At 63.9% G+C, this 26,132-nt stretch carries 25 protein-coding genes; 14 read left to right on the forward strand and 11 right to left on the reverse strand.

Annotated elements, in window-relative coordinates:
- Positions 1–4: 4 nt before the first annotated feature.
- From BM171_RS14990 to BM171_RS15020, 7 genes are all read right to left on the reverse strand, one after another.
- Positions 5–433: a cupredoxin domain-containing protein gene (locus BM171_RS14990; protein ID WP_093014187.1), complete on the reverse strand. Its 429-nt coding sequence runs from the start codon at positions 431–433 to the stop codon at positions 5–7.
- Positions 430–1,053 (reverse strand): ABC transporter ATP-binding protein, encoded by a 624-nt coding sequence (locus BM171_RS14995; RefSeq protein ID WP_093014311.1) that lies wholly within the window; start codon positions 1,051–1,053, stop codon positions 430–432. Before BM171_RS14995 ends, BM171_RS14990 begins: the two co-directional genes overlap by 4 nt.
- A complete protein-coding gene (locus tag BM171_RS15000) occupies positions 1,050–1,799 on the reverse strand; it encodes an ABC transporter permease (protein WP_093014190.1) in 750 nt (249 codons plus the stop codon). Before BM171_RS15000 ends, BM171_RS14995 begins: the two co-directional genes overlap by 4 nt.
- A 16-nt stretch (positions 1,800–1,815) precedes the next feature.
- On the reverse strand, positions 1,816–2,790 hold the full coding sequence (locus BM171_RS15005; RefSeq protein WP_093014193.1) for an ABC transporter substrate-binding protein: 975 nt from the start codon (positions 2,788–2,790) through the stop codon (positions 1,816–1,818).
- 164 nt (positions 2,791–2,954) lie between these two features.
- A complete protein-coding gene (locus tag BM171_RS15010) occupies positions 2,955–3,395 on the reverse strand; it encodes a c-type cytochrome (protein ID WP_093014196.1) in 441 nt (146 codons plus the stop codon).
- 169 nt (positions 3,396–3,564) lie between these two features.
- The gene (locus BM171_RS15015) at positions 3,565–4,647 is read right to left on the reverse strand and encodes a Gfo/Idh/MocA family protein (protein WP_093014200.1); all 1,083 of its coding nucleotides are present in this window, start codon (positions 4,645–4,647) and stop codon (positions 3,565–3,567) included.
- Positions 4,648–4,669: 22 nt separating this feature from the next.
- A complete protein-coding gene (locus tag BM171_RS15020) occupies positions 4,670–5,371 on the reverse strand; it encodes a GntR family transcriptional regulator (RefSeq protein ID WP_093014203.1) in 702 nt (233 codons plus the stop codon).
- 95 nt (positions 5,372–5,466) lie between these two features.
- Between BM171_RS15020 and BM171_RS15025 the strand changes: the two genes are divergently transcribed.
- The 13 genes from BM171_RS15025 (at position 5,467) to BM171_RS15085 (ending at position 19,495) form a co-directional block, all read left to right on the forward strand.
- Positions 5,467–6,624: an LLM class flavin-dependent oxidoreductase gene (locus tag BM171_RS15025; protein WP_093014206.1), complete on the forward strand. Its 1,158-nt coding sequence runs from the start codon at positions 5,467–5,469 to the stop codon at positions 6,622–6,624.
- Positions 6,621–7,517 carry an aldo/keto reductase gene (locus BM171_RS15030; RefSeq protein WP_175497572.1) on the forward strand — a complete coding sequence of 299 codons (897 nt, stop codon included), beginning with the start codon at positions 6,621–6,623 and terminating at the stop codon, positions 7,515–7,517. Before BM171_RS15025 ends, BM171_RS15030 begins: the two co-directional genes overlap by 4 nt.
- 19 nt (positions 7,518–7,536) lie before the next feature.
- Positions 7,537–8,037 (forward strand): flavin reductase family protein, encoded by a 501-nt coding sequence (locus tag BM171_RS15035; protein ID WP_371418283.1) that lies wholly within the window; start codon positions 7,537–7,539, stop codon positions 8,035–8,037.
- Between the two features lie 67 nt (positions 8,038–8,104).
- A complete protein-coding gene (locus BM171_RS15040; protein ID WP_093014209.1) occupies positions 8,105–8,692 on the forward strand; it encodes a TRAP transporter small permease in 588 nt (195 codons plus the stop codon).
- Positions 8,693–10,168, forward strand: coding sequence for a TRAP transporter large permease (locus BM171_RS15045; protein WP_093014212.1), 1,476 nt, complete (start codon positions 8,693–8,695; stop codon positions 10,166–10,168).
- Positions 10,169–10,197: 29 nt separating this feature from the next.
- Entirely contained in the window at positions 10,198–11,259 is a 1,062-nt protein-coding gene (locus BM171_RS15050; RefSeq protein ID WP_093014215.1) for a TRAP transporter substrate-binding protein, read from the forward strand.
- 120 nt (positions 11,260–11,379) lie between these two features.
- On the forward strand, positions 11,380–12,378 hold the full coding sequence (locus tag BM171_RS15055) for a YeiH family protein (protein ID WP_093014218.1): 999 nt from the start codon (positions 11,380–11,382) through the stop codon (positions 12,376–12,378).
- Positions 12,379–12,452: 74 nt separating this feature from the next.
- Positions 12,453–13,967, forward strand: a complete 1,515-nt coding sequence (locus BM171_RS15060) for a malonate--CoA ligase (protein WP_093014221.1) — start codon at positions 12,453–12,455, stop codon at positions 13,965–13,967.
- Between the two features lie 156 nt (positions 13,968–14,123).
- On the forward strand, positions 14,124–14,468 hold the full coding sequence (locus BM171_RS15065; RefSeq protein ID WP_093014224.1) for a hypothetical protein: 345 nt from the start codon (positions 14,124–14,126) through the stop codon (positions 14,466–14,468).
- A 179-nt stretch (positions 14,469–14,647) separates the two neighbouring features.
- Complete coding sequence (locus tag BM171_RS15070; RefSeq protein ID WP_245760285.1) at positions 14,648–16,822, forward strand: GumC family protein; 2,175 nt, start codon at positions 14,648–14,650, stop codon at positions 16,820–16,822.
- 34 nt (positions 16,823–16,856) lie between these two features.
- Positions 16,857–17,384 (forward strand): transcription termination/antitermination protein NusG, encoded by a 528-nt coding sequence (nusG, locus tag BM171_RS15075; RefSeq protein ID WP_175497579.1) that lies wholly within the window; start codon positions 16,857–16,859, stop codon positions 17,382–17,384.
- A 100-nt stretch (positions 17,385–17,484) separates the two neighbouring features.
- A complete protein-coding gene (locus tag BM171_RS15080) occupies positions 17,485–18,147 on the forward strand; it encodes a potassium channel family protein (protein ID WP_093014230.1) in 663 nt (220 codons plus the stop codon).
- A 1-nt stretch (position 18,148) separates the two neighbouring features.
- Positions 18,149–19,495: a TrkH family potassium uptake protein gene (locus tag BM171_RS15085; protein WP_093014233.1), complete on the forward strand. Its 1,347-nt coding sequence runs from the start codon at positions 18,149–18,151 to the stop codon at positions 19,493–19,495.
- Positions 19,496–19,582: 87 nt separating this feature from the next.
- Here the strand turns inward: BM171_RS15085 and BM171_RS15090 are convergent, their stop codons facing one another.
- Positions 19,583–20,995 (reverse strand): alkaline phosphatase D family protein, encoded by a 1,413-nt coding sequence (locus tag BM171_RS15090; protein ID WP_093014236.1) that lies wholly within the window; start codon positions 20,993–20,995, stop codon positions 19,583–19,585.
- 32 nt (positions 20,996–21,027) lie between these two features.
- Positions 21,028–21,972 carry a lysylphosphatidylglycerol synthase transmembrane domain-containing protein gene (locus BM171_RS15095; RefSeq protein ID WP_093014239.1) on the reverse strand — a complete coding sequence of 315 codons (945 nt, stop codon included), beginning with the start codon at positions 21,970–21,972 and terminating at the stop codon, positions 21,028–21,030.
- 121 nt (positions 21,973–22,093) lie between these two features.
- On the opposite strand from BM171_RS15095, the gene BM171_RS15100 reads away from it, so the two are divergent.
- Complete coding sequence (locus BM171_RS15100; RefSeq protein WP_093014242.1) at positions 22,094–22,720, forward strand: class I SAM-dependent DNA methyltransferase; 627 nt, start codon at positions 22,094–22,096, stop codon at positions 22,718–22,720.
- Here the strand turns inward: BM171_RS15100 and BM171_RS15105 are convergent.
- Positions 22,708–23,730, reverse strand: a complete 1,023-nt coding sequence (locus tag BM171_RS15105; RefSeq protein WP_093014245.1) for a histone deacetylase family protein — start codon at positions 23,728–23,730, stop codon at positions 22,708–22,710. The two genes, BM171_RS15100 and BM171_RS15105, sit on opposite strands and share 13 nt — an antisense overlap.
- 128 nt (positions 23,731–23,858) lie before the next feature.
- Entirely contained in the window at positions 23,859–26,081 is a 2,223-nt protein-coding gene (locus BM171_RS15110; protein WP_093014248.1) for an NADP-dependent isocitrate dehydrogenase, read from the reverse strand.
- Positions 26,082–26,132 lie beyond the last annotated feature (51 nt).

The raw sequence follows: 26,132 nt of genomic DNA on the forward strand, positions 1-26,132 counted from the left end.
ACGTCTACTGGATCGTGATCTGGACGCGCTGGCTGTCTTCCGTCGAGCCGGGGATCTTCAGCTCATAGGTGCCGGGCTTGATCGCGACGAACTCGATTTCCATCGTGCCGGCCTCATCGAACTCGACGGATTCGATCCCGAAGGGCCGGATCTCGAGCCCGTTCACCACGACCTCGTTGACCCAGACCGCACGGAAGAACTCGGCCCCCGTCAGCGCCAGCTCGGCAGAGCCATCCGCCTCGATCTCCATCTCGTAGACCATGCCGGAATTCAGCGTGATCGGACCTTCCGCGATGGGCTCGCCAACAACGAGTTGCAACTCGGGCATCTCGCCTCTGTTGTCATTGGAAAGAATGCCGGCAAAACCATAGTTCTGTGCGAAGCCCGCGCTCGCGGTGAGGCACAGGGCCGTAGCCGTCAGAATGTGTTTCAAGGGTTCACTCCTTTGATGGGCACCGCATGCGGCGCGAGGGTTGCGGGACTGCCCCGCAGGCTGAGAATCCGGGTCGCAAGGCGCCGTGCCTCGGTTTCCGAATGGGTCACGAAGAGCGTCGCCGGGCGCGCCTCCTTGATGAGAGCCTCGGTCAGCGCGATCATCGTTTCGGCTGTCTCGGGATCGAGAGAGACGAACGGCTCGTCGAGGATCAGAAGCTCGGGCCGTCCGGCGAACGCACGGGCGAGCGCCAGACGCCGCTGCTGGCCGAGGGACAGTTGGCCCGGAAAGTCGCCCGCCTTTTCAGCCAACCCCACCCTGGCGAGCGCAGCGTCGGCTTCAGCGCGTGTAAGACCCGGATGGACAAGCGTCAGGTTCTCGCGCGCGCTGCGCCACGGCAGAAGGGTCGGCTCCTGAAAGACCATCGCGATGCGGGCGGGGGTATCGACGCGGCCCGCGAATTCCTTGTCGATTCCCGCGACGATCCGCAGGAGCGTCGACTTGCCGATGCCCGAGGGGCCGGTGATCGCAACGGTCTCTGCGGGCGCCACCTCGAAGGCGACGTGCGAGAGAACCGGCAGGCGTCCGAAGCGCTTCTCTTTGATCTCGACGCGGATCATGCCGTCCGCCAGCGGCGCACGCGCCGTTCCCAGGGTTGCAGGATCGCCCATTCCACGGCCAGCATGATCGCGATGAACGAGAGCGCGTAGACCAGCACCATCGTCACGTCGAAAAGCTGGAAATACATGTGGATCTTGAAGCCAATGCCCGACGAGCGGCCCAGAAACTCCACCACGAGGACAATCTTCCAGATCACCGCGACGCCCGATCGCGCCGCGCCAGCGATAAAGGGCGCAAGCTGGGGCAGGGTCACATGGGTGAGCCGCGTCCACCAGGACATCCGGTAGACCCGCGCCATCGCGTCAAGCTCGGGCGAGACCGCCCGTGCGCCTTCGCGTATGACCGTGGTGACATTCGGCACCTTGTTGAGCGTGACAGCGAGGATCGCCGCGGTCTCGTTGAGGCCGATCCAGAGATAGCACAGCACGATCAGAACGAGCGCCGGCAGGTTCAGGAACACGACAAGCCAGGGATCGAGCCAACGGTTAAGCCGTTCTGACCGCCCCATCGCGAGACCGAGCGCCAGGCCCAGACCCATCGCCAGCAGAAAGGCCCAGGCGACGCGCACCAGCGTCTGACCGAGGTGGTAAAGCAGATCACCGGAGGCCAGTTCCCGCAGGAATGGCGCGATCAATGCGCCCGGCTCCGGCAAGATCGTCGGATCGGCGGTCAGGAGCGCCGCCGCCCACCAGAACAGGATGAGGCCCGCGAGCGATATGCCGGTGACAACGCGGCTGTCGGTCATCGGACCCGCCCCTATCTTACTCGACCTCGGCGAAGAGCCCGTCCGGCACGCTCGTTGCTTCGCCCACAAGCTCCGCACCGCCGAGATCGTTCATCAGCGCGAGAAACACGCTCGCGCCTTCGGGGTCGACAGGTCCGCGCTCGGGCGTGCCGGCCAGCCAATCGGCTTTCAGAAGCTCGAATTGCGCGTCCGTTGACGCGTTCATCATCGGGCGGATCGTCTCCCAGGCTGCGGGATCGCTGGCCAGAAGGTCCTTCGCATCGCGCGACGCGTCGTAGAAAGCCTGCGCCAGCCCGGGATTATCCTCAAGGAAGTCCGCCTTGAAATAATAGCCCAGGAGCGGCGTTTCGGGGTCGAGACCAAGCTCGGTCGCGGCGGTCTCGACCGAGATGAGCTCGCGCATGCCGCCGGCCTTCATCTTCGCCAGGAAGTGCCAGAAGTTGATCGCGCCGGCATAATCGCCGCCGAGCCCGGATTTGAAGATGAGCGGCGGCGCGCCGTAGACCTGTTCGGTCTCCGCGGCGAGGTCGAGTCCGTATTCCTGCGACGCATAGGCCCTCAGGATCAGCCAGGACTTGTCGAGCGGGCCACCGGCGATTCCGATGCTGCCCCCCGCGAGATCCTGAAGCGTCTCGGCGTTCGAGCCTTCCGGGACAACCAGGCTGCCCACGGCTTTCGAGTAGGGGACGACGACGTAATCCTTGCCCGCCGCACGTTGCCGCGCGACCCAGATCCAGTCCGCCACGGCCATATCTGCCTCGGCGCCTTCCACCGCGACGCGGGTCGCGCCGTTATCGGCATAGCCCTGAACATCGAGGACGAAGCCATGCTTCTCGTCGAGGCCGTTCTCGGCGATCGTCGCGAGTTCCCAATTGACCGTGCCGATCTCGAGAACGGCTGCGCGGACGGTGGGCAGATCCTGAGCGAGGCTGGCCGATGCCGTAACGGTAACGGCCACCGCCGCCGCGAGGCGGGTGACGTGATAGATCATGATGTTCCTCCCATTCCGACACTTAGCGCCGGTCTCCGCCACAGTGTGGCAGAGGGCGGGAGCCGTGGAACCGCTACTTTCGGGTGAGAGATCGGAGCGCCCATAAAGGAAACGCCCGGCTGCCGAACGGCAACCGGGCGCGAAAGACCTGACAGATCAGGCGCTTATTCGGAGGTCGTGCCATCCGCGTTGTATTGCGCGAGATAGGCGATCACATCGGCGCGCTCTTCTTCCTTGCGAAGACCGGCAAAGGACATCTTGGTGCCCGGAGCCCATTCGCGCGGGTTCTCGAGGAACGCGTTGAGGTTCTCGGGCGTCCAGACTTCGCCAGCTTCGCCCTTCTCCACCAGTGCATCTGAGTAATTGAAGTCCTCGAGCGCGGCGATCTCACGGCCGATGATGCCGTTTTGCTGCGGGCCGACACGGTTCTGTGCGTCCTCGCCGACCATGTGGCAGGCTTGGCACTTGCGGTAAACGCGCTCGCCCGCTTCGGCATCGCCGGTGATCTCGTATTCCTGATCTCCGCCCGCTGCATCATCCTGAGCGAGCGCAAAACCCGCGGGCAGGATGACAAGAGCACTTGCGGCAAGAAGTTTGTTCAGCATGGATCTTTATTCCTCGTTCATTCGACGGGAGTCCGATGGCACGTCTTTCTCGGCCCCGACGTGTGAGCCTCGTACGATCGGATCGTCCCTCCTCCGATTCTCGTAATCGCTACACTAGCGCGTGTTCGGGATTTGACCATGCCTCCAAGGTGCTAAGCGAAAACTCGTCTCAAAGCCGCACCGCCTCGCCGGTCTCGGCCGAACGCTGCGCGGCAAGGCCCATCGCGACGGCGCGCGCACCGTCCTCGAGCGTGACCTCGACCCGTCCGCCCGATTGCACCACGTCGAGAAACCGGCGGTGCTGGTAGAAGGTCGATCCGTTGTGATCCCCCGCATCGAGAAGGGCGGGGTCAACCGGCACGTCCAGCACCTCTTCGCCCGAAGGATCGCGCGGGCTCAGCACCACTTTCGGCACGGGCGCGGGGCCGAGGCGCTCGGGCCAGAAGCGCGTCGGGCCGGGCACCAGCGCCTCGATCTTGCCGCGCGGACCGACGGCGCTCAGGTGCTCCTGGTACTTCGATCCTTCGGCGAACATGCACAATTCCAGCATCGCCCGCGCGCCGTTGTCGAAATCGACGATCGTGTAGGCATTGTCCCAGATGTCTGGGGCCTTGTCGTCGTAGCGTTCGTTCAGATGGTTCACCGCCTGCCCGCCCGAGGCCATGATCCGCACCGGCTCAGCTCCGGTGGCAAGGCGCATCAGGTCGAAGAAATGGCAGCATTTCTCGACGAGCGTGCCGCCGGAAGTGGCGTTGAACCGATTCCAGGAACCGACCTTGTCGAGGAAGGGGAAGCGATGTTCACGGATCGTCAGCATCCGGATGCCCCCCGTCTCCGCCTCGGCACGCTCCAGCATCATCGCGATGGGCGGCATGTAGCGGTATTCCATCGCGACCCAGATCGGGGCGGGATAGTCGCGGGCAAGCTTCGCAACGCGCTCCGCCTCTCCGCTCGTCGTGAAAAGCGGCTTTTCGACGATCATGGGCAAGGGCCGGATCGCGGCCACCTCTTCCATCTGGCGGACATGGTGGTGGTTCGGCGAGGCGATCAGCAGACAATCGAGCGTATTGCGCTTCAGCATCTCGGGAATGCTGTCCACCTGCACCGCGTCGGGGGCGAGCGCCCCGGCACGTCCGCGCATTTCCGCATCGGGCTCGAGGATCGCATCGACGCGCGCCCCGCCCAGAAGCTGGATATTGCGGATATGCTCCTGCCCCATCATTCCGGCGCCGATGATGCCGTAGTTTATCATGCCGTGAAGGCTCCTTCGTTGCTTATCTGAGGCGCGCCACGTAGCGGACGTGGCGGCTGTCGAACCATGTTCGGGAATATTCGACGCGCGCGCCGTCCGCGGCCTGGCTCGTGCGTTCGATGAAGCCCGCGCTCTCGCCGGCGTCGAGCGTGGCCTCGGGCGCGACCCAGCCCGGCACGGCGGCGACGCCAATGCGATCTTCGGCGCGGGTGATGACGAGGCCCAGCGCCTCGCGATAGTAAAGATACAGAGATTCCGACATCGCCGCGCGATCGATCCGCGCCGTGGCATCCCCGTCGAGCCAGATCTCCTCGAGCACCGCCGGAACGCCGCCGATACGCCGAAGCCGGCGGATGCGGTGCCCTTCGCTGGAGGGGCCGAATTCGGGCATGTCCGGCTCTTTCGGCAAGCGCTCGACGGAGAGAAGTTCCGCCGTGGGCAGGCCGCCGCCTTCCACCAGCTCCAGCCGGAAGAAGGCGTAAAGACCAAGCTCCTGCGGGGCGCGGCGCACGTAGTTGCCCGAGCCCTGGATACGTTCGAGAAGCCCCGCGTCCGCGAGCCGCCCCAAAGCCTTGCGGAGCGTTCCGACCGATATGTCGTAACTCGCCGCCATCTCCCGCTCGGGTGGCATGCGCGCGCCGTCCGCGAGCCGCCCTGCCGCGATTTCTCGGATCAGGGTTTCGGCCACCTGCAAGTAGCGTGGAAGGGCGGTTTCGTCTGGCATCGAATCCACGGCTGGAAAAAATTGATACACTATTGATGCACACCAATGACGATGCTACGCAAGAGGAAATCCGAAGCGCGATCCGAAGGAATCACATGAGCATCGTCCCCGTTACCTCCGCCGATCTAGACGCTGCCGAAGTCTCCTGGTTCGCCGCGCTCTGCTCGGACGATTACGAATATCTAGGTGTGCCGGAGGGTCGCCTGAGGTCGAGCTGGGATCACTGCTCCAATATCCTCAAGGAAGCGGAGCGGCAGGGATTTCGGAACATCCTCTGCCCCTCGTCCTACCAGGTGGGTCAGGACGTTCTGTCCTTCGTCGCCGCCGGCAGCCAGGTCACCTCCGACATCAACATGCTCGCGGCGATCCGCTGCGGCGAGATGCAGCCGATCATGCTCGCCCGCACGATCGCGACCATCGACCACATGATGAAGGGGCGGCTGACGCTCAACGTCATCTCGTCCGATTTCCCGGGCGAGAAGGCGGACAGCGCCTTCCGCTACCAGCGCAGCCGCGAGGTCGTGGAGATCCTCAAACAGGCCTGGACGCAGGACGAGATCAATTACGAGGGCGAGGTCTACACCTTCAAGAACCTCTGGACCGATCCTGCCAAGCCCTACCAGCAGAATGGCGGCCCGCTCCTCTATTTCGGCGGCTACAGCCCCCACGCGCTCGAGCTTTGCGGGCAGCATTGCGACGTCTATCTCATGTGGCCCGAGCCAGAAGAGCAACTCGCGCAGCGGATGCGCGACGTGAATGCCGTCGCCGAGCGCTACGGCAGGACGCTCGATTACGGGCTCCGGGTGCACATGATCGTGCGGGACACCGAACAGGAAGCCCGCGAATATGCCGACCACATCGTCTCCAAGCTCGAAGACGAGCTCGGCCAGTTGATCCGCGAGCGCGCGCATGACGCCTCCTCCCTTGGCGTCAGCCACCAGGCCCGGGCACGCGAGCTCGCGGATCAATACGGCTATGTCGAGCCGGGGCTCTGGACCGGCGTCGGACGGGCACGATCGGGCTGCGGCGCGGCCCTTGTCGGCTCGGTCGATCAGGTCATGTCGAAGATCGAGCGCTATAAGCAGATGGGCATCCGCGCCTTCATCTTCTCGGGCTATCCGCATCTCGACGAATGCCGCATCTTCGGCGAGAAGGTGCTTCCCGAGTTGAAGACCTGCTCGCTGCCGCACGCATACGGGCGCGTCCCGTCCGAAACCCCGAACACGCCTCTCGGCGAAGGAGACCGCAAGTGACAGTATCCCGCGTCACCCTGAGCGACACTTTGGAGCTGAGCCGCATCGTCTACGGAATGTGGCGCCTTTCCGACGATAACGACGTCTCGCCCGCTCATGTCCGCGCCAAGATCGAGGCATGCCTCGAACAGGGCATCACCACGATGGACCAGGCCGACATCTATGGCGGCTACGAGGCAGAGGGGGTGCTCGGCCATGCGCTGCGCGGCAGCGACTTGCGGGACCGGATCGAGATCGTCACGAAATGCGATATCGTCGCGCCCGCGGGCCGTTACTCGGACGCGCGGGTGAAGCATTACGACACGTCCGCCGCGCATATCCGCGCTTCGGTCGACCAGTCGCTGGACCTGATGGGGATCGAGCATATCGATCTTCTGCTGATCCACCGGCCCGATCCCTTGATGGATCACCACGAGACCGGCGCGGCGCTCGACGAGATCGTGAAAAGCGGCAAGGCCCGCCATGTGGGCGTCTCGAACTTCAAGCCGCATGACTGGACGCTGCTGCAATCGGCGATGAAGACGCCGCTGGTGACGAACCAGATCGAGCTGTCGCTCCTGGCCCATGAGGGCTTGACCAACGGCGATGTGGCCTTCCTGCAGGAGCGCGGCATCGCGCCGATGGCGTGGTCGCCGCTCGGGGGCGGGTCGCTCTTTGCCGAGAGCTCGGCCAATCTGCGCGGCAAGCTTGATGAGATCGCGAAGGCGCAAGGCGTCGATGCCGCTGCGGTTGCCGTCGCGTGGCTCCTTACGCATCCTGCCCGGATCATGCCCGTGATGGGCACCAACAACCTCGACCGGATCGGGGCGCTGGCCCAGGCGGAAAGCGTCGAAATCGACCGCCAGACCTGGTTCGAGCTTTATACGCTTGCGCTCGGCCACGAGGTGCCCTGACATGGACGGTGGCATGAGCATGAACCACGAGATATTCGAGCCCGGCCCCGACAATGCACGGGCCTTCCGGGATGCGCTGGGTCGCTTCGCGACAGGCGTGACAATCGTCACCACGCAGACCGAGGACGGGCCGATCGCGATCACGGCGAACAGCTTTGCGTCCCTATCGCTCGACCCGCCCCTGGTGCTGTGGTCGCCCGCGAAAGCGTCGAGCCGGTTCAAGCCCTTCGCCGAGGCCGAGCATTTCGCCATTCACGTCCTTGCCGCCGACCAGGCCGCGCTCTGCACCGAGGTCGCCAAGGACGCGCGCCGCTTCCGGCCGGGGGATCTGACCGAGAACGAGAACGGCGTGCCACTCATCGAGACGGCGCTGGCGCATTTCGAATGCCGCCGCGACGCGGTGCATGACGGCGGCGATCACGTCATCGTCGTGGGGCGCGTGGAACGGGTGCGGATGCGGGAGGGGGACCCGCTTCTGTTCCTGAACGGTCAGTACGGGGGCTTCCAGGCGCTCGGCTGATCGCGAAAACGCCGGCTACGGCCGAGGAGCGGTGCCGCCGTGAGCGCGCACCGGAGAGGGAGGAAAGATGGGTCTGATCCGGGCAATGCTCGTGCCGATCGAGATCTGGAACGACTGGGCGCTGGCGCTCGGCCGCTGGTTGGCGCTGCTCGCGCTGGGCTTGATGGTCGCCGTCATCCTGGCGCAGGTCTGGTTTCGCTACGTTCTCAACAACGCGCTGCCCTGGCCCGATGAAGCTGCCCGCTTCCTGATGCTCTGGATGACCGGGCTCGCCGCGCCGTCGGGCCTGCGCCGGGGCGGTTTCGTGGCCATCGACATGCTGAGCGAGGCCCTGCCCCGCCGTCTCGCCGATATCCTGATCCTGGTGCTGCTCTTCATCGCGATGATCGTCCTCGTGATGGGCGTGCAGCTTGGCTGGACCCACGTCAATTCCGGCTGGCTTTTCGCGTCGTCTTCGCTGCGCCTGCCGCTCGATCTCGTCGGGGGCGCTTCCGTGAAGATCAAGCTCGCCTGGATGTACATGTCGGTCTTCGTCGGCATGGTGCTTCTGAGCATCGTCAACATCGAGCTGATCCTGCGCCGCATCCTTATCATCGGCGGGCGCGCGGAGGGTCTGAAGCCGCTCTCCCCGGTCGAGCTGGCGGAGGCCGAATAGATGCTGGTCTGGTTCCTGCCCGTCTTCCTCGTACTTCTGATGATCGGCCTGCCGGTCTTCTTCGCGCTCCTGTTCGCGCCGGGCGCCCTTTTGTGGCTCAACGGCCAGGAGCGCGATCTCGCGCTTCTCTACCGCAATCTCTACAACGGCATGGACAGCTTCCCGCTGATGGCCCTGCCCTTCTTCCTGCTCGCGGGCGAGATCATGAACCGGGGCGGCATCACCGAGCGGCTGGTGCAGTTTTCGCAGGCGTTCATGGGCCATCTGCGCGGCGGGCTCGCGCATGTGAACATCCTATCCTCGATCCTTTTCGCGGGACTTTCTGGCTCGGCCGTCGCGGATACCTCGGCGCTCGGCTCCACGCTCATTCCGGCGATGGAGAAACAGGGCTATACCCGCCGCTTCGCCGCGGCGATCACGGCTGCGTCGTCGGTCATCGGCCCGATCATTCCGCCCTCGGGCATCATGATCATCTACGCCTACGTGATGGGCCAATCCGTCGCCGCGCTGTTCCTCGCAGGCATCGTGCCCGGCATTCTGGTGGGGCTTGGCCTCATGGTCATGGTGCGGCTCATGGCCGACCGCTACGATCTGCCCAAGGCCGAGCGCATCGTGGAGCGAGGCGCGGCCATTGGCCCGGTGGAATACTGGGTGAGCTTCGTGCTCCTGCGCCTCAACCTTGCCGGCGTCTTCTACCTGTTTGCCCTGATGCTGCCCGAGGGGATGGCCGTGGGCGGGCTGGCCGTCTACCTCGCCATGCTGATCCCGGCGCATTTCCTGCTGATGGCCTGGCGGAGGCGCGCCGATCCCGATTTCCGCACCGTCTGCAAGAAGGCCGTCGCGCCGTTGCAGACACCGATCATCATCCTTGGCGGTATTCTGCTGGGCGTGTTCACCCCGACCGAAGCGGCGGCCATCGCGGTTCTTTATGCGCTGATCATCTCCTACGGGGTTCTCGGCGTGATGAAGATCTCGGACCTTGCCGACGTGCTGCGCCGCTCGGCGATCGCCTCGGCGACGGTGCTCTTGCTCGTCGGTGCGGCAGTGGCGTTCAAGACGGTCGTCAGCCTCAGTCACGCGCCCGAGATCCTCGCGGAGTTCATTCTCGCGCTCTCCGAGAACCCGCTGATCCTGCTGTTCCTCATCAATATCCTGCTGTTCATCGTGGGGATGTTCCTCGATGCAGGCCCCGCGATCATCATTCTCGGGCCGATCCTCGGCCCCGTCTTCACCTCGCTCGGCGTCGATCCGGTGCATTTCGCGATCATCATGTCGGTCAACCTGACCGTCGGCCTTGCGACGCCGCCGATGGGGCTCGTTCTCTTCGTCGCCTCTTCCGTGTCGGGCGAGAAGGTCGAGACCATCTCCAAGGCGATCCTGCCATTTCTCGCGGTCGAAGTCCTGGTGATCTTCCTGATCACCTATTTCCCCGCGATCTCTCTCACTGTTCCGCGCCTTGCGGGATTCGTGAACTGATCAGCATCAAGCAATCCAGGGAGGACACCATGCTGAAAAACACCCTTACCGGCCTCGGGCTCGCGGCAACGCTCGCGCTGTCCGCGGGGCTCGCCTCCGCGCAGGAATACACGCTGCGCGCGACGGCCAATTCGAACGACCAGGACGAGGATTACGACGGTCTCGTCGTTTTCAAGGACTACGTGGAGAAGGCGTCGAACGGGGCCATCGAGGTTGAGCTCTTCATCGGCACCCAGCTCTGCGCGAACGGCACAGAGTGCCTGCAGGGCATCGCCGACGGCTCCATCGACATCTTCGTGACGACCTCGGGCGGCGCTGCGGGCATCTTCCCTTACGTCCAGGTCTTCGATCTGCCCTACCTGATGCGCGACGACCGCATCGCCGAGGCGGTCCTGACCAACGGCACATTCACGCGCACGCTGCGCGACATGGCTCTCGAGGATTCGAACAACGCGATCCGCATCATGACCGTCGGCAATACCGGCGGCTGGCGGAACTTCGCGAACACGCAGAAGCGCATCGCAACGCCCTCGGACCTCGAAGGCATGAAGATGCGTACCGTGGTCGCGGACCTGCCGCAGGAACTGGTGAAGACGCTCGGCGCATCTCCGACGCCGATCCCGTGGCCCGAGCTCTTCACCTCGCTTCAGACGGGCGTCGTGGAAGGCACCAAGAACGGCGTCACCGACATCATGAACATGAAATTCACCGATGCGGGCCTTCAGTACCTGACGCTCGACGGGCACGCCTACATGGCGGCGATCTGGGTGATGAACAACGAACGCTTCATGTCGATGCCGGAGGACATGCGCACGGTCGTGGTGAACGGCTTCAAGGAGCTGCAGCAGGCGACCTTCGCCTCGCCAAAGCGCAAGCAGATCTCGGCCTACGAGGCCTTCACCGAGGCGGGCGGCGAGATCTACGTGCCCACCGCGGAAGAGATGGACGCATTCTCCGAAGCCGTGACCCCGGTCTATGATTGGTTCGAGACCAATGTCGATGGCGGCGGCGAAGTGCTTCAAGCACTCCGCGACAGCGTTGCCGCAGCAGAAGAGGAAATCGACGCCGAGATCGCGGCCGATATCCAGTAAGACGATCGGCCCGCGCGCCGGTTGATGCGCGCGGGCCTTCCCTTTTCCCCGCAAATCCGGACCTGACGCCGGGCCATGTTGGCCCTGCCCCTGATCCTTTTGCCTGACGGACCCAATAAGATGCGCCTCGCGACCTTCCAGGACAAAGCCCGCACAATCTTTCCAGGGCTCTCCGTGGCCGGCCTCGTCGCAGTGACCTCGGTCTTCCTGTCCGAGCATTACGGCGCACCCGCCATGTTGATGGCGATCCTCCTCGGTATCGCGCTGCATTTTCTTTCCGAAGAGGAGCGCACTGCACCCGGCGTCGACTTTGCGGCCCGGGAGGTTCTGCGTTTCGGCGTCGCGCTATTGGGTCTGCGGATCTCTGCGGGGCTTGTCGCGGACCTCGGCGCGGCCTTCGTGGGGCTCATCGTGCTGGCCACCGCCGCAACAATCGGCGCCGCGCTTCTGGCCGCCCCGCTTTTCGGGCGCGGCCGCCGCTTTGCCACGCTCACCGGCGGCTCGGTCGCGATCTGCGGCGCCTCCGCCGCGCTCGCCATCTCGGCGGTGCTGCCGCGCGATGCGCGCTCCGAACAGGACGTGGTCTTCACCGTCGTCGGGGTTACGGTTCTCTCCACCGTCGCGATGATCGCCTACCCCATGCTGGCCGCCGGCCTCGGATTCGACCCGCAGGTCACGGGCGTGTTCCTCGGCGGCACGATCCACGATGTCGCGCAGGTCGTCGGTGCGGGCTACTCGGTCAGTGACGAGACGGGCGATGTGGCCACGCTCGTAAAGCTCATCCGCGTGAGTTGCCTCGCACCTGTCGTCCTGATTGTCGCGCTCGCCTTTCGGCACGCAAGCCCCGGCGAGGCGCGCCCGCCGCTGCTGCCGGGCTTCGTTCTGGGCTTCCTCGTCCTCGCCGCGATCAACTCGACCGGCGCGGTCCCTGATATCGTGAATGCGGTTGCCTCCGACCTCTCCCGCTGGGCTCTCATTACCGCGATCGCGGCAGTCGGGATGAAGACGTCGCTGCCGCAACTCATGCAGGTCGGACGCGCCGCGATGCTGATGCTTTGCGTCGAGACAGTGTTCCTTGCGATATTCGTCGCGGCCGGCGCGTATCTTCTCACGATGTGAAAGCCGCCTCCGGGCTTTACCCCAGGGGCCAAAGGCAGCACCTTGCCGCCAGGATCAGACGCCGGAGCCGACAGATGCCCAACCCTCTCTTCGATGCGCTGTTCGGAGTGCATGAAGGCCGCGACTCGCCCTTTCTCTATCTCCCGGATGGAAAGGTTCTCAGCTACGCCGATTTTCTCGGTCTTGCCGCGCAGTTCGCCCATGCGCTGACCGCACGCGGCCTTGGCCCCGGAGACCGGCTCGCCGTTCAGGTCGAAAAATCGGCGTCCTGCCTCGCGCTATACGCAGCCGCGGTGCAGGCTGGCGTGGTCTTCCTGCCGCTCAACACCGCCTATACCCAGAGCGAGCTTGCGTATTTCATCGAGAATTCCGGCGCCGCGCTCGTGATCTGCGACGAAGCCCGTCGTCGCGAGATCGCACCCATGACAGAACGCCTGGGCGCCAGCCTCGACACGCTGAACGCAGATGGTGGGGGCAGCCTTCCAGAACTCGCAGTCGGGATGGACACCTTCTTCCCCACGGTTGATCGCCAAGACAGCGACCTGGCCGCACTCCTTTACACGTCTGGCACAACCGGCCGATCCAAGGGTGCAATGCTGAGCCACCAGAACCTCCTGTCGAACGCGGAGATCCTGACGGACGCCTGGCGCTTCGACGCCTCAGACATCCTTCTTCACGCGCTTCCGATCTTTCATACGCACGGACTGTTCGTTGCGACGAATGTCGTGCTCAAAGCGGGCGGCGCGATGATCTTCCTGCCGAAGTTCGATCTGGATCAAGTGATCGACTGGCTTCCGCGCGCGACGACGATGATGGGCGTGCCGACGTTCTATACCCGCCTTCTGTCGGATAGCCGCCTCGATCACGACCTTGTCGCGGATATGCGGCTCTTCACCTCCGGTTCCGCCCCGCTTCTCGAAGAGACGCATCGCGCCTTCGAGGCGCGCACCGGTCACCGCATCCTGGAGCGTTACGGGATGACCGAGACCAACATGAACACGTCCAACCCCTATAACGGCGCGCGCAAGCCAGGCACCGTCGGTCCGCCCCTCCCCGGTGTCGAGTTGCGGATCACCGAGCCCGAAAGCGGCGCGGACGTGCCGCAGGGTGAAACAGGCATGATTGAAGTCAGGGGACCGAATGTCTTTCAGGGCTATTGGCAGATGCCGGAGAAAACCGCCGAGGAACTGCGAGACAGCGGCTTTTTCATCACCGGCGATCTCGGCCGGATCGACGCGGACGGCTACGTGAGTATCGTTGGGCGCGAAAAAGACCTGATCATCTCGGGCGGCTACAACGTTTATCCCAAGGAGGTTGAACTGGTGCTCGATGAACTGCCCGGCATTCTCGAGAGCGCGGTCATCGGCGTGCCGCATCCCGATTTCGGCGAAAGCCCGGTGGCGATCCTGGTTCCCGAAACCGGCGTCGAGCCTGATCTCGCGCAAATTGAAAGCGCGACAGCCGATTCGCTTGCGCGTTACAAGCAGCCGAAGCGATATGTCGTGGTGGACGCGCTGCCACGGAACACGATGGGCAAGGTCCAGAAGGCGGCCTTGCGCGCCGAATACGCGAAATTGCTTACGGAGTGACCTGAACGTCGCGCGAATATCCGCCTGCCTTGACCCAAGGGCAAAAAAATTTCGGAAAATTCTTTGCAGGCTTGAGACATTGCGGCGTTTTGAGCTATGCCTTATCCAGCAGCGCTAATATCCATTAGTCGGCCCGTCGACCTTAGGAGTTAAAATATGACTTTCCGTGCAACCATCGCATCTTTCGCCCTCGCCCTCACCGCAGGCGCGGCTTCTGCGCAAGGCACCAATGCCGAAGCGCTTCAGATCGCAGCAAACCAGAACGCTTGTGGCTCCGCTGCAACGATTCAGTCCGCTGAATTCCTGCCCAATGGCAACGTTCGCGTCGTTTGCCTGCGTCCCGCGGCTGGCGGTGACCTCGGCGGCACGCTCGGCGCTACCGGCACCGCAGTGGCCGGCCTGACCTTCGTTGCGATCATCGCATCGCTCGGCGGTGACGGCTCCTCGTCCTCTGCGACATCGTCGACTTCTTCGACGTCCGGAACCTCCGGTACCAACTGATCTGCTGCAAGGCTGATTTCGTTGAAAAGGTGGCCTCTGGGCCACCTTTTTTTATTTCAGGCGTCCCGATCACTGAGTATCTGACTCGAGATTGATGCCTCTTACGTCGATTCTTGACCCCTCTAGGCTTTCCTCCGGGGTCCAGCCTGATACAAAGTGACAACTACCGTTAAGGCTAAGTGAGCGACGTGAACAAAAGCTATTCCACCCTCGGCAACCACGTTTCCGTACAATCGGCCCCGCCTGCCAGTGATGATGACGAGATCGATCTCCTCGAATTGCTGGGGACGCTTTGGCGTGGGAAGCTGGTGCTCGCGGGCGCGGCAATTCTGGCGCTCCTGATCGGTAGCTTCTACGCGTTCGGGGTGGCCGTGCCGCGCTATACGGCAACAGCCACGGTCGCGATCGAGATGCAGGCACCCTCCATCGTCGATATCGAATCGGTCGTCTCTGGGGTCTCTACCGAAGATGCCAGCTTGAACACCGAGCTTGAGATCCTCCAGTCGCGTACGGTCATTCTGAACCTGATCGACACGATGGATCTGCTTGAGGATCCGGAATTCAATGCGTCCCTTCGCCCAGAGCCGGCCATTTCCCTGGCACCCGTGATCGGCCTCGTTCGGTCGCTGATCGGATCGCCCGGTGAAGCAACTGCCTCCGAGGTCGATGAAGAAACGGCTGTGCTGAATGACACCGTCGATGCCGTTCGGAGCGCGATCTCCGCGAGCATCAAGCGTGATACCTTCGTATTCAACGTGTCCGCCACGACAACTGGCAGGGTGAAATCTCAGCAGCTCGTGAACACGTTGGCGCAGATTTATATCCAGGACCAGATCGACGCGAAATTCGACAGCCTGGAAACCGCCGTCACTTTCCTTTCGGAAAGAGTTACCGAGCTTGAGGCGGAGCTGGACGAAGGTCAGGAACGCCTGCAGGCGCTTCGCACGGAGACGGATCTCGTGACGCCCGAGGCGCTCGAAGCCGTGAACCGCCAGCTGATCGACGTCCGAAATCGCGTTGAAGAGACCCAAAGCTCGGTGGCGACCCAGGAAGACCGTCTGGCCGCTCTTGAGACCGCGCGCGAGGCCCGCGATTTCCAGACCATCGCGCAGGAACTCGGAGATCCGACGCTCGATAACCTCTTGCCTCAAGTGCAGAACGGTGACGCCGATGCCGTAGAGTCCTTCCTGTCGCGTACCGATCTTTTGACCTCGCGTATCGAGACGTCCCTGCGCCGTTCGCGCTCGCAGGCGGCGGCTCTCGAGGCGTCGATGGTCCGCCAGGAAGAAGCGCTGCAATCGCAGGCGGAAGATCTGTCGCAACTGGAACAGCTCAACCGGGAAATCGCCTCGACGCAGACCCTCTACGAGACCTTCCTCGCCCGCCTCAAGGAAGCGTCCGTGCAGCGCGGATTGATGAGCGCCGACAGCCGGATCCTGTCCGAGGCAACTCCGGGCCGGCTGGTCGAGCCGCGCAAAGGCCTGATCCTGGCCCTGTCACTGATCCTCGGCCTGATGGCCGGCGCCGCGATCGTCCTCGGACGTCAGTTCCTGCATCAAGGCTTCCGCACCGCCGAAGACCTTGAAGCCCATACGGGACGGACCATCCTCGGTCAGATTCCGAAGATGCCGATCAAGCGCCGCGGCGACCTCATCCAGTACCTCAACGAAAAGCCGACATCGGCAGCGGCGGAAGCCATCCGAAACCTGCGGACGTCCGTCCTCTTGTCGGATGTCGACAATCCGCCGCAGCTTATCATGTCGACGTCCTCCCTGCCCGGCGAAGGCAAGACGACCCAGGCGATCTCGCTGTCGCACAATCTCGCAGGCCTCGGACGCAAGGTTCTGCTGGTTGAGGCGGATATCCGGCGCCGGACCTTCCAGGAATATTTCGATGTCCCGCAAGATCATCCCGGCCTCGTGGCTGCGATGATGGAAGAATGCACGCTCGAAGAGGCCATCGTTCGCGATCCGAAGCTCAAGAACGTCGATGTCATCATGGGCGACAAATCGGGCCTCAACGCGGCGGACGTGTTCTCCTCCGAGAAGTTCCGCGCCTTCCTCGACCAGCTTCGCGCCACCTACGACACGATCATTATCGACACCCCTCCCGTGCTCGTCGTGCCCGATGCCCGCGTGATCGGTCAGCACACCGATGCCATCGTGTTCACCACCGCGTGGGATCGGACGACCAAAGCGCAGGTCCGCGAAGCGATGCGCCAGTTCTCGACGGTCAACGTGCATGTGACCGGCCTCGTGCTGAGCCAGATCGACCCCAAAGGCATGAAACGCTACGGGTATGGTGGCAAGTACGGCTCTTACGGCGCCTACGGGGCGAGCTACTACAACAGTTAAGACGCAGGATTTCACGTCCGATAGGCGAGGTAGAATGCCTGATCGCGAGATGCCCGATGCGGCGAACTGGTTCGCCGCACAGCTGAAACCCAATGCCGCTGCAATCGCGGAGCGTAACCTCGATCGGCAGGGTTTCGCGGCGTTCCTGCCGCGCCGCTTGGAAGCCCGTCGCATTCGGGGCAAGATCGTCGATCGGGCGCAGCCATTGTTTCCCGGATATATTTTCATACAGACAGCGCCGGAGCGGACAGATTGGCGTGTGCTCAATGCAACACGCGGGCTCACCCGAGTCATCCTCTCCGATCCACGCAAGCCGCGCCCGCTTCCCGGAGAATTCATGGCAGCGCTGATGGCGCGCTGCGACGACTCCGCCACCTTGACGGCGCCGCCGTCGCTGGAGATCGGAGACACGGTCCGCGTGATCGGCGGGCCCATGGCAGAGCTCGTGAGCAAGATCGAGCGGATCGGCGAAGCTGACCGGATCGAACTCCTGATGGAGCTCATGGGGCAGACCGCCCGCGTTTCGGTGTCCTCGCGGTATCTCGAGAAAATCGAGAACTGACCAGACAACGGTTTGTCTCCCCGGCCTTGTCACGAAGCAAAATCGCGCCATCGTTCATCGCCGCGGCATCTTATTCCTCGCGAAAGGACTTCGCTTCAGCATGGCGGACAAAGCACGCATCTTCGGGGTCGTCGGCCTCGGCAATTTCGGCTCCACTGTCGCGCATGAGTTGACGCGCTTCGGCAACCAGGTGATCGGCATCGATATCGACGAGGGCCGTGTGACAGCCCATGCCGACAAGCTGAGCCAGGCCATGATCGTCGATGCGCGCGACGACGCGGCCTTGAAAGAGGCGGGCATGGGCGATTGCGACGTGGCCCTCATCGCCATGGGCTCGGATCTCGAAGCGTCGATCCTATCGGCGATCAATCTCAAGCTCGTCGGTGTCGAGAAGATCTGGGCCAAGGCGCGCACCAAGACCCATCACCGTATCCTCTCGCGGCTCGGCGTCGACCGGATCGTGCATCCGGAGGTCGAGGTCGGTCAGCACGTCGCGCAGGTGCTGCACAACCCCTTGATCCGCGACTATATCAGCCTCGGCAACGGGTATTACGTGGTCAATTTCAGGATTCCCAAGAGCCTCGAAGGCAAAAGCCTCGATGACCTCGAACATCGCTCGGAGTTCAATCTGCGCTGCATCGGCGTGATGCGCGGCACGAAGTTCCTCGCGCAGGACGGCGAAGCCTGCACGTTCGAACCGGACGATCTGTTGCTCCTGCTCGGCCAGCGCAACGATCTGCGCCGCTTCGCCGCGAGCCTCTGACATGGCCAATATCGGCGTCAGAACGCGCCTTCTAGACCGCCTTGTCCGGCTCTCTCCGCCGGCACTTCTGGCCAGCCTTTACCTGATCGTCATCCTTCTTGGCGCGGCTCTCCTGAGCCTGCCCTTTGCCAATACCGGGGGCGTGTCGATTTATGATGCGCTTTTCACTTCGACATCGGCGGTGACGGTGACGGGGCTCGTGGTCGTCTCGACGGGACAGGACTTCACTCTCATCGGACAGGTGGTGATCGCGCTTCTCATCCAGTTCGGCGGGCTTGGCCTCATGACCTTTGCGGTCTTCGTCCTTTCGGCGATCGGGGTGAAGATCGGTCTCGGACAGCGGTTGATCCTGCGCGAGGACCTCAACCAATCCTCGATCGGTGACCTGATCAAGCTGGTCCGCGTGATCCTCGTGGTCGCGCTGACCTGCGAGGCAGGCGGCGCGGTCCTTCTGCTCGCTGTCTTCGTGCCCGATCTCGGCTGGGCCGAGGGCACCTGGTACGCGATCTTTCACGCGATCTCCGCCTTCAACAATGCGGGCTTCGGGCTCGATGACCAGAGCCTCATTCCTTGGGCCGCGCATCCGCTGATCAATTTCGTGATCCCGCTCCTGTTCATCGTCGGCGGGCTCGGCTTCGTCGTCCTTGCCGATATCTATGACAGCCGGAACTGGCGGCAACTTTCGCTGCATACGAAGATCATGCTTTACGGTTCGGTCTGCCTGATCCTCATCGGATGGCTCACCTTCGCCCTCCTGGAATGGACCAATCCCGCCACGCTGGGAGAATTGAACCTCTGGGGCAAGATCACGGCGAGCTGGTTCCAGGCGGTCACGCCGCGCACCGCGGGGTTCAACACGATCAATACCGGCGAGATGCATGACGCGACCGCGCTCATGACCATGACGCTGATGCTGATCGGCGGCGGCTCGACCTCGACAGCGGGCGGCATCAAGGTGACGACGGCCATCGTCCTCGTCCTCGCCACCATCGCCTTTTTCCGCAAAAGCACCGAGCTCAACGCCTTTGGACGCAGTCTCGGCCTCGAAGAGGTGATGAAGGTCCTGGCGCTCACCGTGGTGTCGATCCTGATCGTCTTCGTCGCCCTGTTCGTCGTCTCGATCACACATGACGGCACGTTCCTGACCCTCGCCTTCGAGGTGGTCTCGGCCTTCGGAACAGTCGGTCTGTCGATGGGCGCGACCGGAGACCTCGACACGGTCGGTCGCGCGATGATCATGGTGGTGATGTTCTTGGGGCGCGTCGGACCGCTGACGCTGGGCTTCTTCCTCGCCACCCATTCCGTCGCGCGCGTGCGCTATCCCAAGGGCCGCGTCTATCTGGGCTGAGCGACCGCGCGCCCTCTTTGGGTTGGCGGAAATACCGCGGGAGCGCGAGGGCAGAGCCCTCGCCGCCGCGCCCTCGGCGCGGCGCCTCTAGAGCGAGAGTTCCGGCGTCAGGCCGCTGTCTTCCAGCGCCCAGCGCGCGCGCCAGTCACCGCCTCGGCGCTCCACCACGAGATAATTCCGCTCGGCGGTGTAGTTCGTGCCCCGCCCCGGCAACGGCACGATACGGATCGGGTGTTCGGGCAGCGGCGCTTCGCCAAGCCGCGCCAGCGTTCCAAGCGTCCAGGCCCAGGCCTTTGGCGGCGCGCGATGCGAGATGCCCGATGCGACGAGCTGGTGCACAGGGCCGCGCGGGCTGGCGAGCGTCGCGCGCGTGGCAAGGTGAATTTCGCCAGAAAGCGCGGTCACGTCGCTGCCCGCGGCTTCCATTTCGATCACGGCGCGCAACATCCGCTTCCACTCCTCGCGATGGGCGTAGCTTTGCCACTGATCGCGCAGATCGTCCTCGTATTTCTGCATCGTCGGGATCGCGTTCATCATCTTCTCGAGGATCGACAGACGTGGCCCCAGAAGCGGCACCGATGAGATCATCAGCACCCGTTCGGCGACATCCGCGCGGGTGTCGTCGAAGAGCCGCCAGCCCGTCTCGCCCATGATCCGGTCGAGCGTGCGCTCGGAGCGCAGATCCGGGGCGAGCAGCGTCACGCCCGGCAGATCCCGGCGGAAGCCGAGGCTCCGCCCTTCGGGATCGAGAAACAGGTCGGGCACATCCGCTTCGGTCGCGGCGTGCTGGTAGAGCAGGAAAGCCTCCCGCGCCGCCGCGAAAAGCCGTTTTGCCACCGGCGTCTTTTCCACGTCCGGACCGAGCGAGCCCCACCCGTCGCAGATATCGTGATCGTCCCACATCATCAGCGACGGCACTTCGGCGGTCATCCGGGCAAAGCCCGAGCCCGCATAAGTCCGTGTGTAGCGATCGAGGAAGCCACGGCGCAGATGCGCGGAAAGATCGTCGAGCTCCGCCTCGGGGACATCGCTCCGCAGGTCTTCGGGCCAATCGTCACTCAGCGGGTGGCCGTCCGTCACTTCGTCCGCATAGACCTGATCGCCCCCGTGTAGCAAAAGGTGCAAGGGCTCGCGGCGATGCGCCTCGTGCATGTGCCGCCACATCGCGTTGCGCTCGCCGTCTTCGCGGCCGAGATCGCCATGCTCCTCTCCGTTGCAGGACACGAAACCGATCCGAAGATCGCCCTCGAAATCGGTCGCGACCGGGTAGCTCTGTCCGCCGAAGCTGTAGCCGTGCTGCCCGCCGCGCGGCAACGCGAAGTCGAACCGCCACACACCCTGCCCGTCGATCATTGCAAGCTCGGTCGGCGCGATCCTGCTCTCGCTGGTCTCTAGCGGCTCGGGCGGTGTGGCGTCATCCGTCAGGACGAGCGCCGCCAGTTCCAGCGCGCGGTCAGTCAAATGGCGGAAGATCAGGACGGGACCGGCGGTTACTGGCATCACACTCTCGATTTCGGCTATCGGATAGGGAGTTAGCTCGCTCCCCTCTCCTCCTCAACGCGGCGTCTTCGGAAAAGGATCGGAAGAACGCCGGGCAGCACCGCCGCAAGAAACACGAGCCCGAAGGCGATGGACGCGGCGAGGCCCGAATAACCGCTCGCGCCAACGATCGGGAAGAGCGCGGCCGCCACCCCTTCGCGCAGCCCCCAGCCCGAAACCGTGACCGGCACCAGCATCATGAAAAGGATGAGCGGGACAAGGCCAAGCACGGCCACAAGGGGTAATTCGACCCCGATCGAACGCGCACAGGCATAGAAGGCGAAGATGTTGCAGGCCGCCGTGACCAGCGCCAGGGGCGCCTGATAGGCCAGGATACGCGGTTTGACGAGCGAGGCTTCGAGTGATGACCACAGGTCTTCGAGCGCGCGTCGTTGCGGGCCCGGCAGAAGCCAGCCGAAATAAAGGATGAACGGTAGCCCGAGGCAGATCAGGAGGAACGGCGCGGTGATCGAGGTGAGCCATACCGGCCAGCGCAATCCCCCCGGCTGCACGATCGTCACCACATAGGTCACGGCAAAGACCGCGAAGATCCCCGCCTGCTGCGAGAGACGTTCGAAGAACACGCCCTGCGCCGCGCGCAAAAGGCCGGCTTGCTTCCGCGCCCGGTACGCCCGGCCCGCATCTCCTACCATGCCGCCCGGAAGCGACTGGTTCACGAATTGCGAGAGGTAATATTCGGACAGGGCGTGAATATAGGAAAAGCTTTGCCCGAGCTTGGCCGCGATGAGCTTCCAGCGCAGCGCAGAAAGCACGGTCTGAAGGGTCATCACCCCCCAGGCCAGCACGATCCAGCTCCAATCCGCGCGACGCAGAATCCTGAGGGCTTGCTGCCCGTCCACCGCCAGCCAGAGCAGCGTGAGCAATGTGAGGCTCACGAGGATCTGGACGATGCGGAGCTGCGTTCGTGATAAGCGCATCGCCCGCAACCTATAAAGACAAAGCCCACATGACGCGCCTATACGTGCTGCCGGAGAGCGGCACAACAGATGCGAGGCGGCACGGATGTCGCGCCACTGCCTTTCGATGTAGGCTTGCCATATGGAAAACCACCCCAAGCGCGCCGATGCCCGCGATACCGTGCGCGTCTACGAAGGTCAGGCGGCCTTCTTCGATGCGACCCGGCCGCAAGTCTTGTTCGAGAAGGCTTGGCTCGATCGCTTCCTCGCGCTTGTGCCGGAGGGCGGTCAGGTGCTCGATATCGGCTGCGGGACAGGCCGGCCGATCGCCGCCTATCTTCGCGACAAAGGAATGTGCGTCACCGGGATCGATGCCGCAGCGCCCATGATCGAACGCGCGCGGCGCCACGCGCCGGAGGGCGATTGGCGCGTCGCGGATATGCGCGATCTCGAACTCGGGCAGGTGTTCGACGGGGCGTTGTCCTGGGACGCGTTCTTCCACCTGACTGCGGCCGAGCAGCGATCCGTCATTCCGCGCCTTGCCCGGCATCTGAAACCCGGCGCACCGCTATTGTTGACTGTCGGCCCCTCTGCGGGTGAGGCCTTCGGGCATGTGGGCACCGATCCCGTCTATCATGCGAGCCTGTCGCGCGACGAGTATGCCACGCGCCTTGCGGAGGCGGGACTGTCGGTCGTGTCCTTCTTGGCAGAAGACCCGGACTGCGATTATCATTCGGTTTTGCTCGCGCGGCGCGATCAGGCCCCGTGAAAGCCACCGAGGACCGAGGTCAGATTGTGCTCGAGCGCCTCTGACAGGTAGCCGCCCTCCTGCACGAAGAGCGTGGGCATACCCGCCTCCGCGATGGCTGCACCGATGCGGGTGAACCCCTCGGTCGTCACCGCAAGCCCCTTGAGCGGATCGCCCTCGTATGCGTCGAGCCCCAACGCGATCACCAGCGCGTCCGTCCCGAAGGCGCGGATCTGCGCGAGTGCCGGGCTGAGCGCGTCCAGGAACTCTGCATCTCCCTGCCCGCGCGCCAGCGGCAGATTGAGGTTCGCGCCGCGCCCGGCACCTTCCCCCCGTTCATGCGCGTGACCCCAGTAGAACGGGTAGAACCCCATTGGATCGGCGTGGATCGATACTGTCAGCACGTCGCCTCGGGAGTAGAAGATGCCTTGCGTGCCATTGCCGTGGTGCACGTCCACATCGAGGATCGCGACACGGCGGCCGGCGCGGGTCAGATGCTCTGCCGCGATGGCTGAATTGTTCAGATAACAAAAACCGCCCGCCAGATCGGCGAACGCGTGATGCCCCGGCGGGCGGCACAGCGCGTAGGCCCCGCGCTCCCCCGTCATCAGCGCATCAGCCGCCGACAGCGCGGCCTGCGCCGACCAATAGGCCGAGAACCATGTGTCGGGGCCGATCGGGCACGCCGTATCGGCCATGTGAAAGCCCGCAAGTCCGACCGGCGAGGCCGGATAGCTGTCCGTGCGGTTGGCCGGATGCACGTTCGGCATGACCTCTTCGGAGGCTCCGTCGAGCCGCGCCCAGCGCTCGTGAATCGTCTCGAGAAACCGGATATAGGCCGGATCGTGAACCCGGGCGATCGGGCCAAGCCCGTAATCGCCGGGCGCTTCGACAATGTAGCCCGCCGCCTCGGCCCCGCGCTTGAGGCGCACGGCGCGTTCGGGTTCCTCGGGCGAGGGCTTCATCACACCCGCAACGAGGCGGCCCTTGGGTTCGTGCTTCATCTGGCGGTCGTCGAAGAAGGCGCGCATCTCAGCTCCTGAAGGTGGGACGGGTCGAGCCTAGCGGCAGCGCGCCGGCGCGAAAACCGCTGCCGGGCATGAAAACGCCCGCCGATCTGCAAACCGGCGGGCGCAACTTTGCAAATTCGGGCTGGAGGTTAGCCGATGATCTCGTTCAGCGTCCTGGACGGGCGCATCACCGCCGAGGTCTTGGCCTCGTCCGTGTGATAGTAGCCGCCAAGATCGACCTTTTGACCCTGCGCTTCGGCAAGCTCGGCCACGATCGCATCGGCATTCTCGCGCAGCGCCTTGGCGATGGGCGCGAAATGCTGCGCGATCTCGGCATCCTCGGTCTGCTCGGCCAATGCGTCGGCCCAGTAAAGCGCGAACCAGAAATGGCTGTCGCGGTTATCGGGCTGGCCGACCTTCCGCGAAGGCGACCGGTCGTGGTCGAGCACGCCTTGGGTTGCGACCTCGACGCCCTTGCCCAGCACGCGCGCCTTGTCGTTTCCGCGCTGATCGGCGAGGAACTTCAGGCTTTCGGCCAGCGCGCAGAACTCGCCCAGGCTGTCCCAGCGCAGGTGGTTCTCTTCGACGAGCTGCTGGACGTGCTTCGGAGCCGACCCGCCCGCGCCGGTCTCGAAGAGGCCGCCGCCATTCATAAGCTTCACGATGGAGAGCATCTTGGCCGAGGTGCCAAGCTCCAGGATCGGGAAGAGGTCAGTGAGATAGTCGCGCAGCACGTTGCCGGTGATCGCGATGGAGTTCTCGCCTTTGCGGATCGTCTCCAGAGTCTGGCGGGTCGCCTCGCGCGGCGCCATGATCTGGAACTTGTCGGCGACGCCCTCGGCTTCGAGAATGGGCTTCACGAAAGAGATGAGCTCCGCGTCATGGGCACGGTTCGCATCGAGCCAGAAGATCGCCTCGCAGCCTTCCGCCTTCTGCCGCTCGATGGCGAGCTTCACCCAATCCTCGATCGGGGCCTTCTTGGCGGAAGCGGAGCGCCAGATATCGCCGGGCTCGACCGCGTGCTCGTGCAGGATGTCGCCATTGGCGGTCTTGAGGCGCACGGTGCCCTTCGCGGGGATCGCGAAGGTCGTCGGGTGCGAGCCGTATTCCTCGGCCTTCTGTGCCATCAGGCCGATATTCTGCACCGTGCCCGAGGTCGTCGGATCGAGAGCGCCCGTCTCCTTGAAGTAGCGAATCGTCTCATCGTAGACCGGCGCGTAGGAGCTGTCGGGGATGACGCAGTTGGTGTCGTGCTGCGCGTCGTCCGGCCCCCAGCCCTTGCCGCCTGCACGAATGACTGCCGGCATGGACGCGTCGATGATGACGTCCGATGGGACATGCAGGTTCGAGATGCCCTTGCCGCTGTCGACCATGTACATGGCCGGACGCTCGTCCATTACGCGCTTGATCTCGGCTTCGATCTCGGCGCGCTCGTCCATCTCGGCGACGCGGTTCATCATGTCGCCGATGCCGGAATTCGGGTTCACGCCCGCGGCCTTCAGCTTGTCGCCGTATTTCTCGAAAACGGGCTTGAGGAATTCCTTCACCGCGTGGCCGAAGATGATCGGATCGGAGACCTTCATCATCGTCGCCTTCATATGCAGCGAGAAGAGGATGCCCTCCTCCTTGGTCTTCGCAATCTGGTCAGCCAGGAACGCATCGAGCTTGGCCGCCGACATGAACGTCGCGTCGACCACGGTGCCTTCGGGGAAATCGACGCCCTCTTTCAGCACGGTCACGGAGCCATCCTCGGCGACGTGCTCGATCGTCGCTTTGCCCGCCTGCGCGGCGCTGAGCGTTGCGGATTTCTCGTTCGAGTAGAAGTCGCCTTCCGACATCGAGGAGACATGCGTCTTGCTGTCAGACGACCATTCACCCATCGAATGCGGGTTCGCCATTGCGTATTTCTTGACGGCGGCCGCAGCGCGGCGATCCGAATTGCCTTCGCGCAGGACCGGGTTCACGGCCGAACCCTTGATCGCGTCATATCGTGCGCGGATGTCCTTCTCGGCATCGGTGCCCGGCTCTTCGGGATAGTCGGGAATGTCGTAGCCCTGCCCCTGAAGCTCGCGCACGGCGGCGACGAGCTGCGGCACGGAGGCCGAGATGTTGGGCAGCTTGATGACGTTGGCGTCCGGCTGCTTCACGATTCGGCCAAGCTCGGCCAGATCGTCGCTCTGCTTCTGGTCGTCCGAGAGCCGCTCGGGGAAGGCGGCGAGGATACGGCCGGCGAGCGAGATGTCCTTCATTCCGACGGTAACGCCAGCGGCATCAGTGAAGCTGCGGATGATCGGCAGAAGCGAGTGGGAGGCAAGCTCCGGCGCTTCGTCTACCTTTGTATACACAATATCCGGATACGCGTTTTCGGTCATGGCCTTCGTCCTTTGCGGTCAGTCGGCCGACCTCTACAAGAACGCGCGCCG

Origin of the sequence: Roseivivax halotolerans (assembly GCF_900115815.1) — a bacterium.
Classification (GTDB): domain Bacteria; phylum Pseudomonadota; class Alphaproteobacteria; order Rhodobacterales; family Rhodobacteraceae; genus Roseivivax; species Roseivivax halotolerans.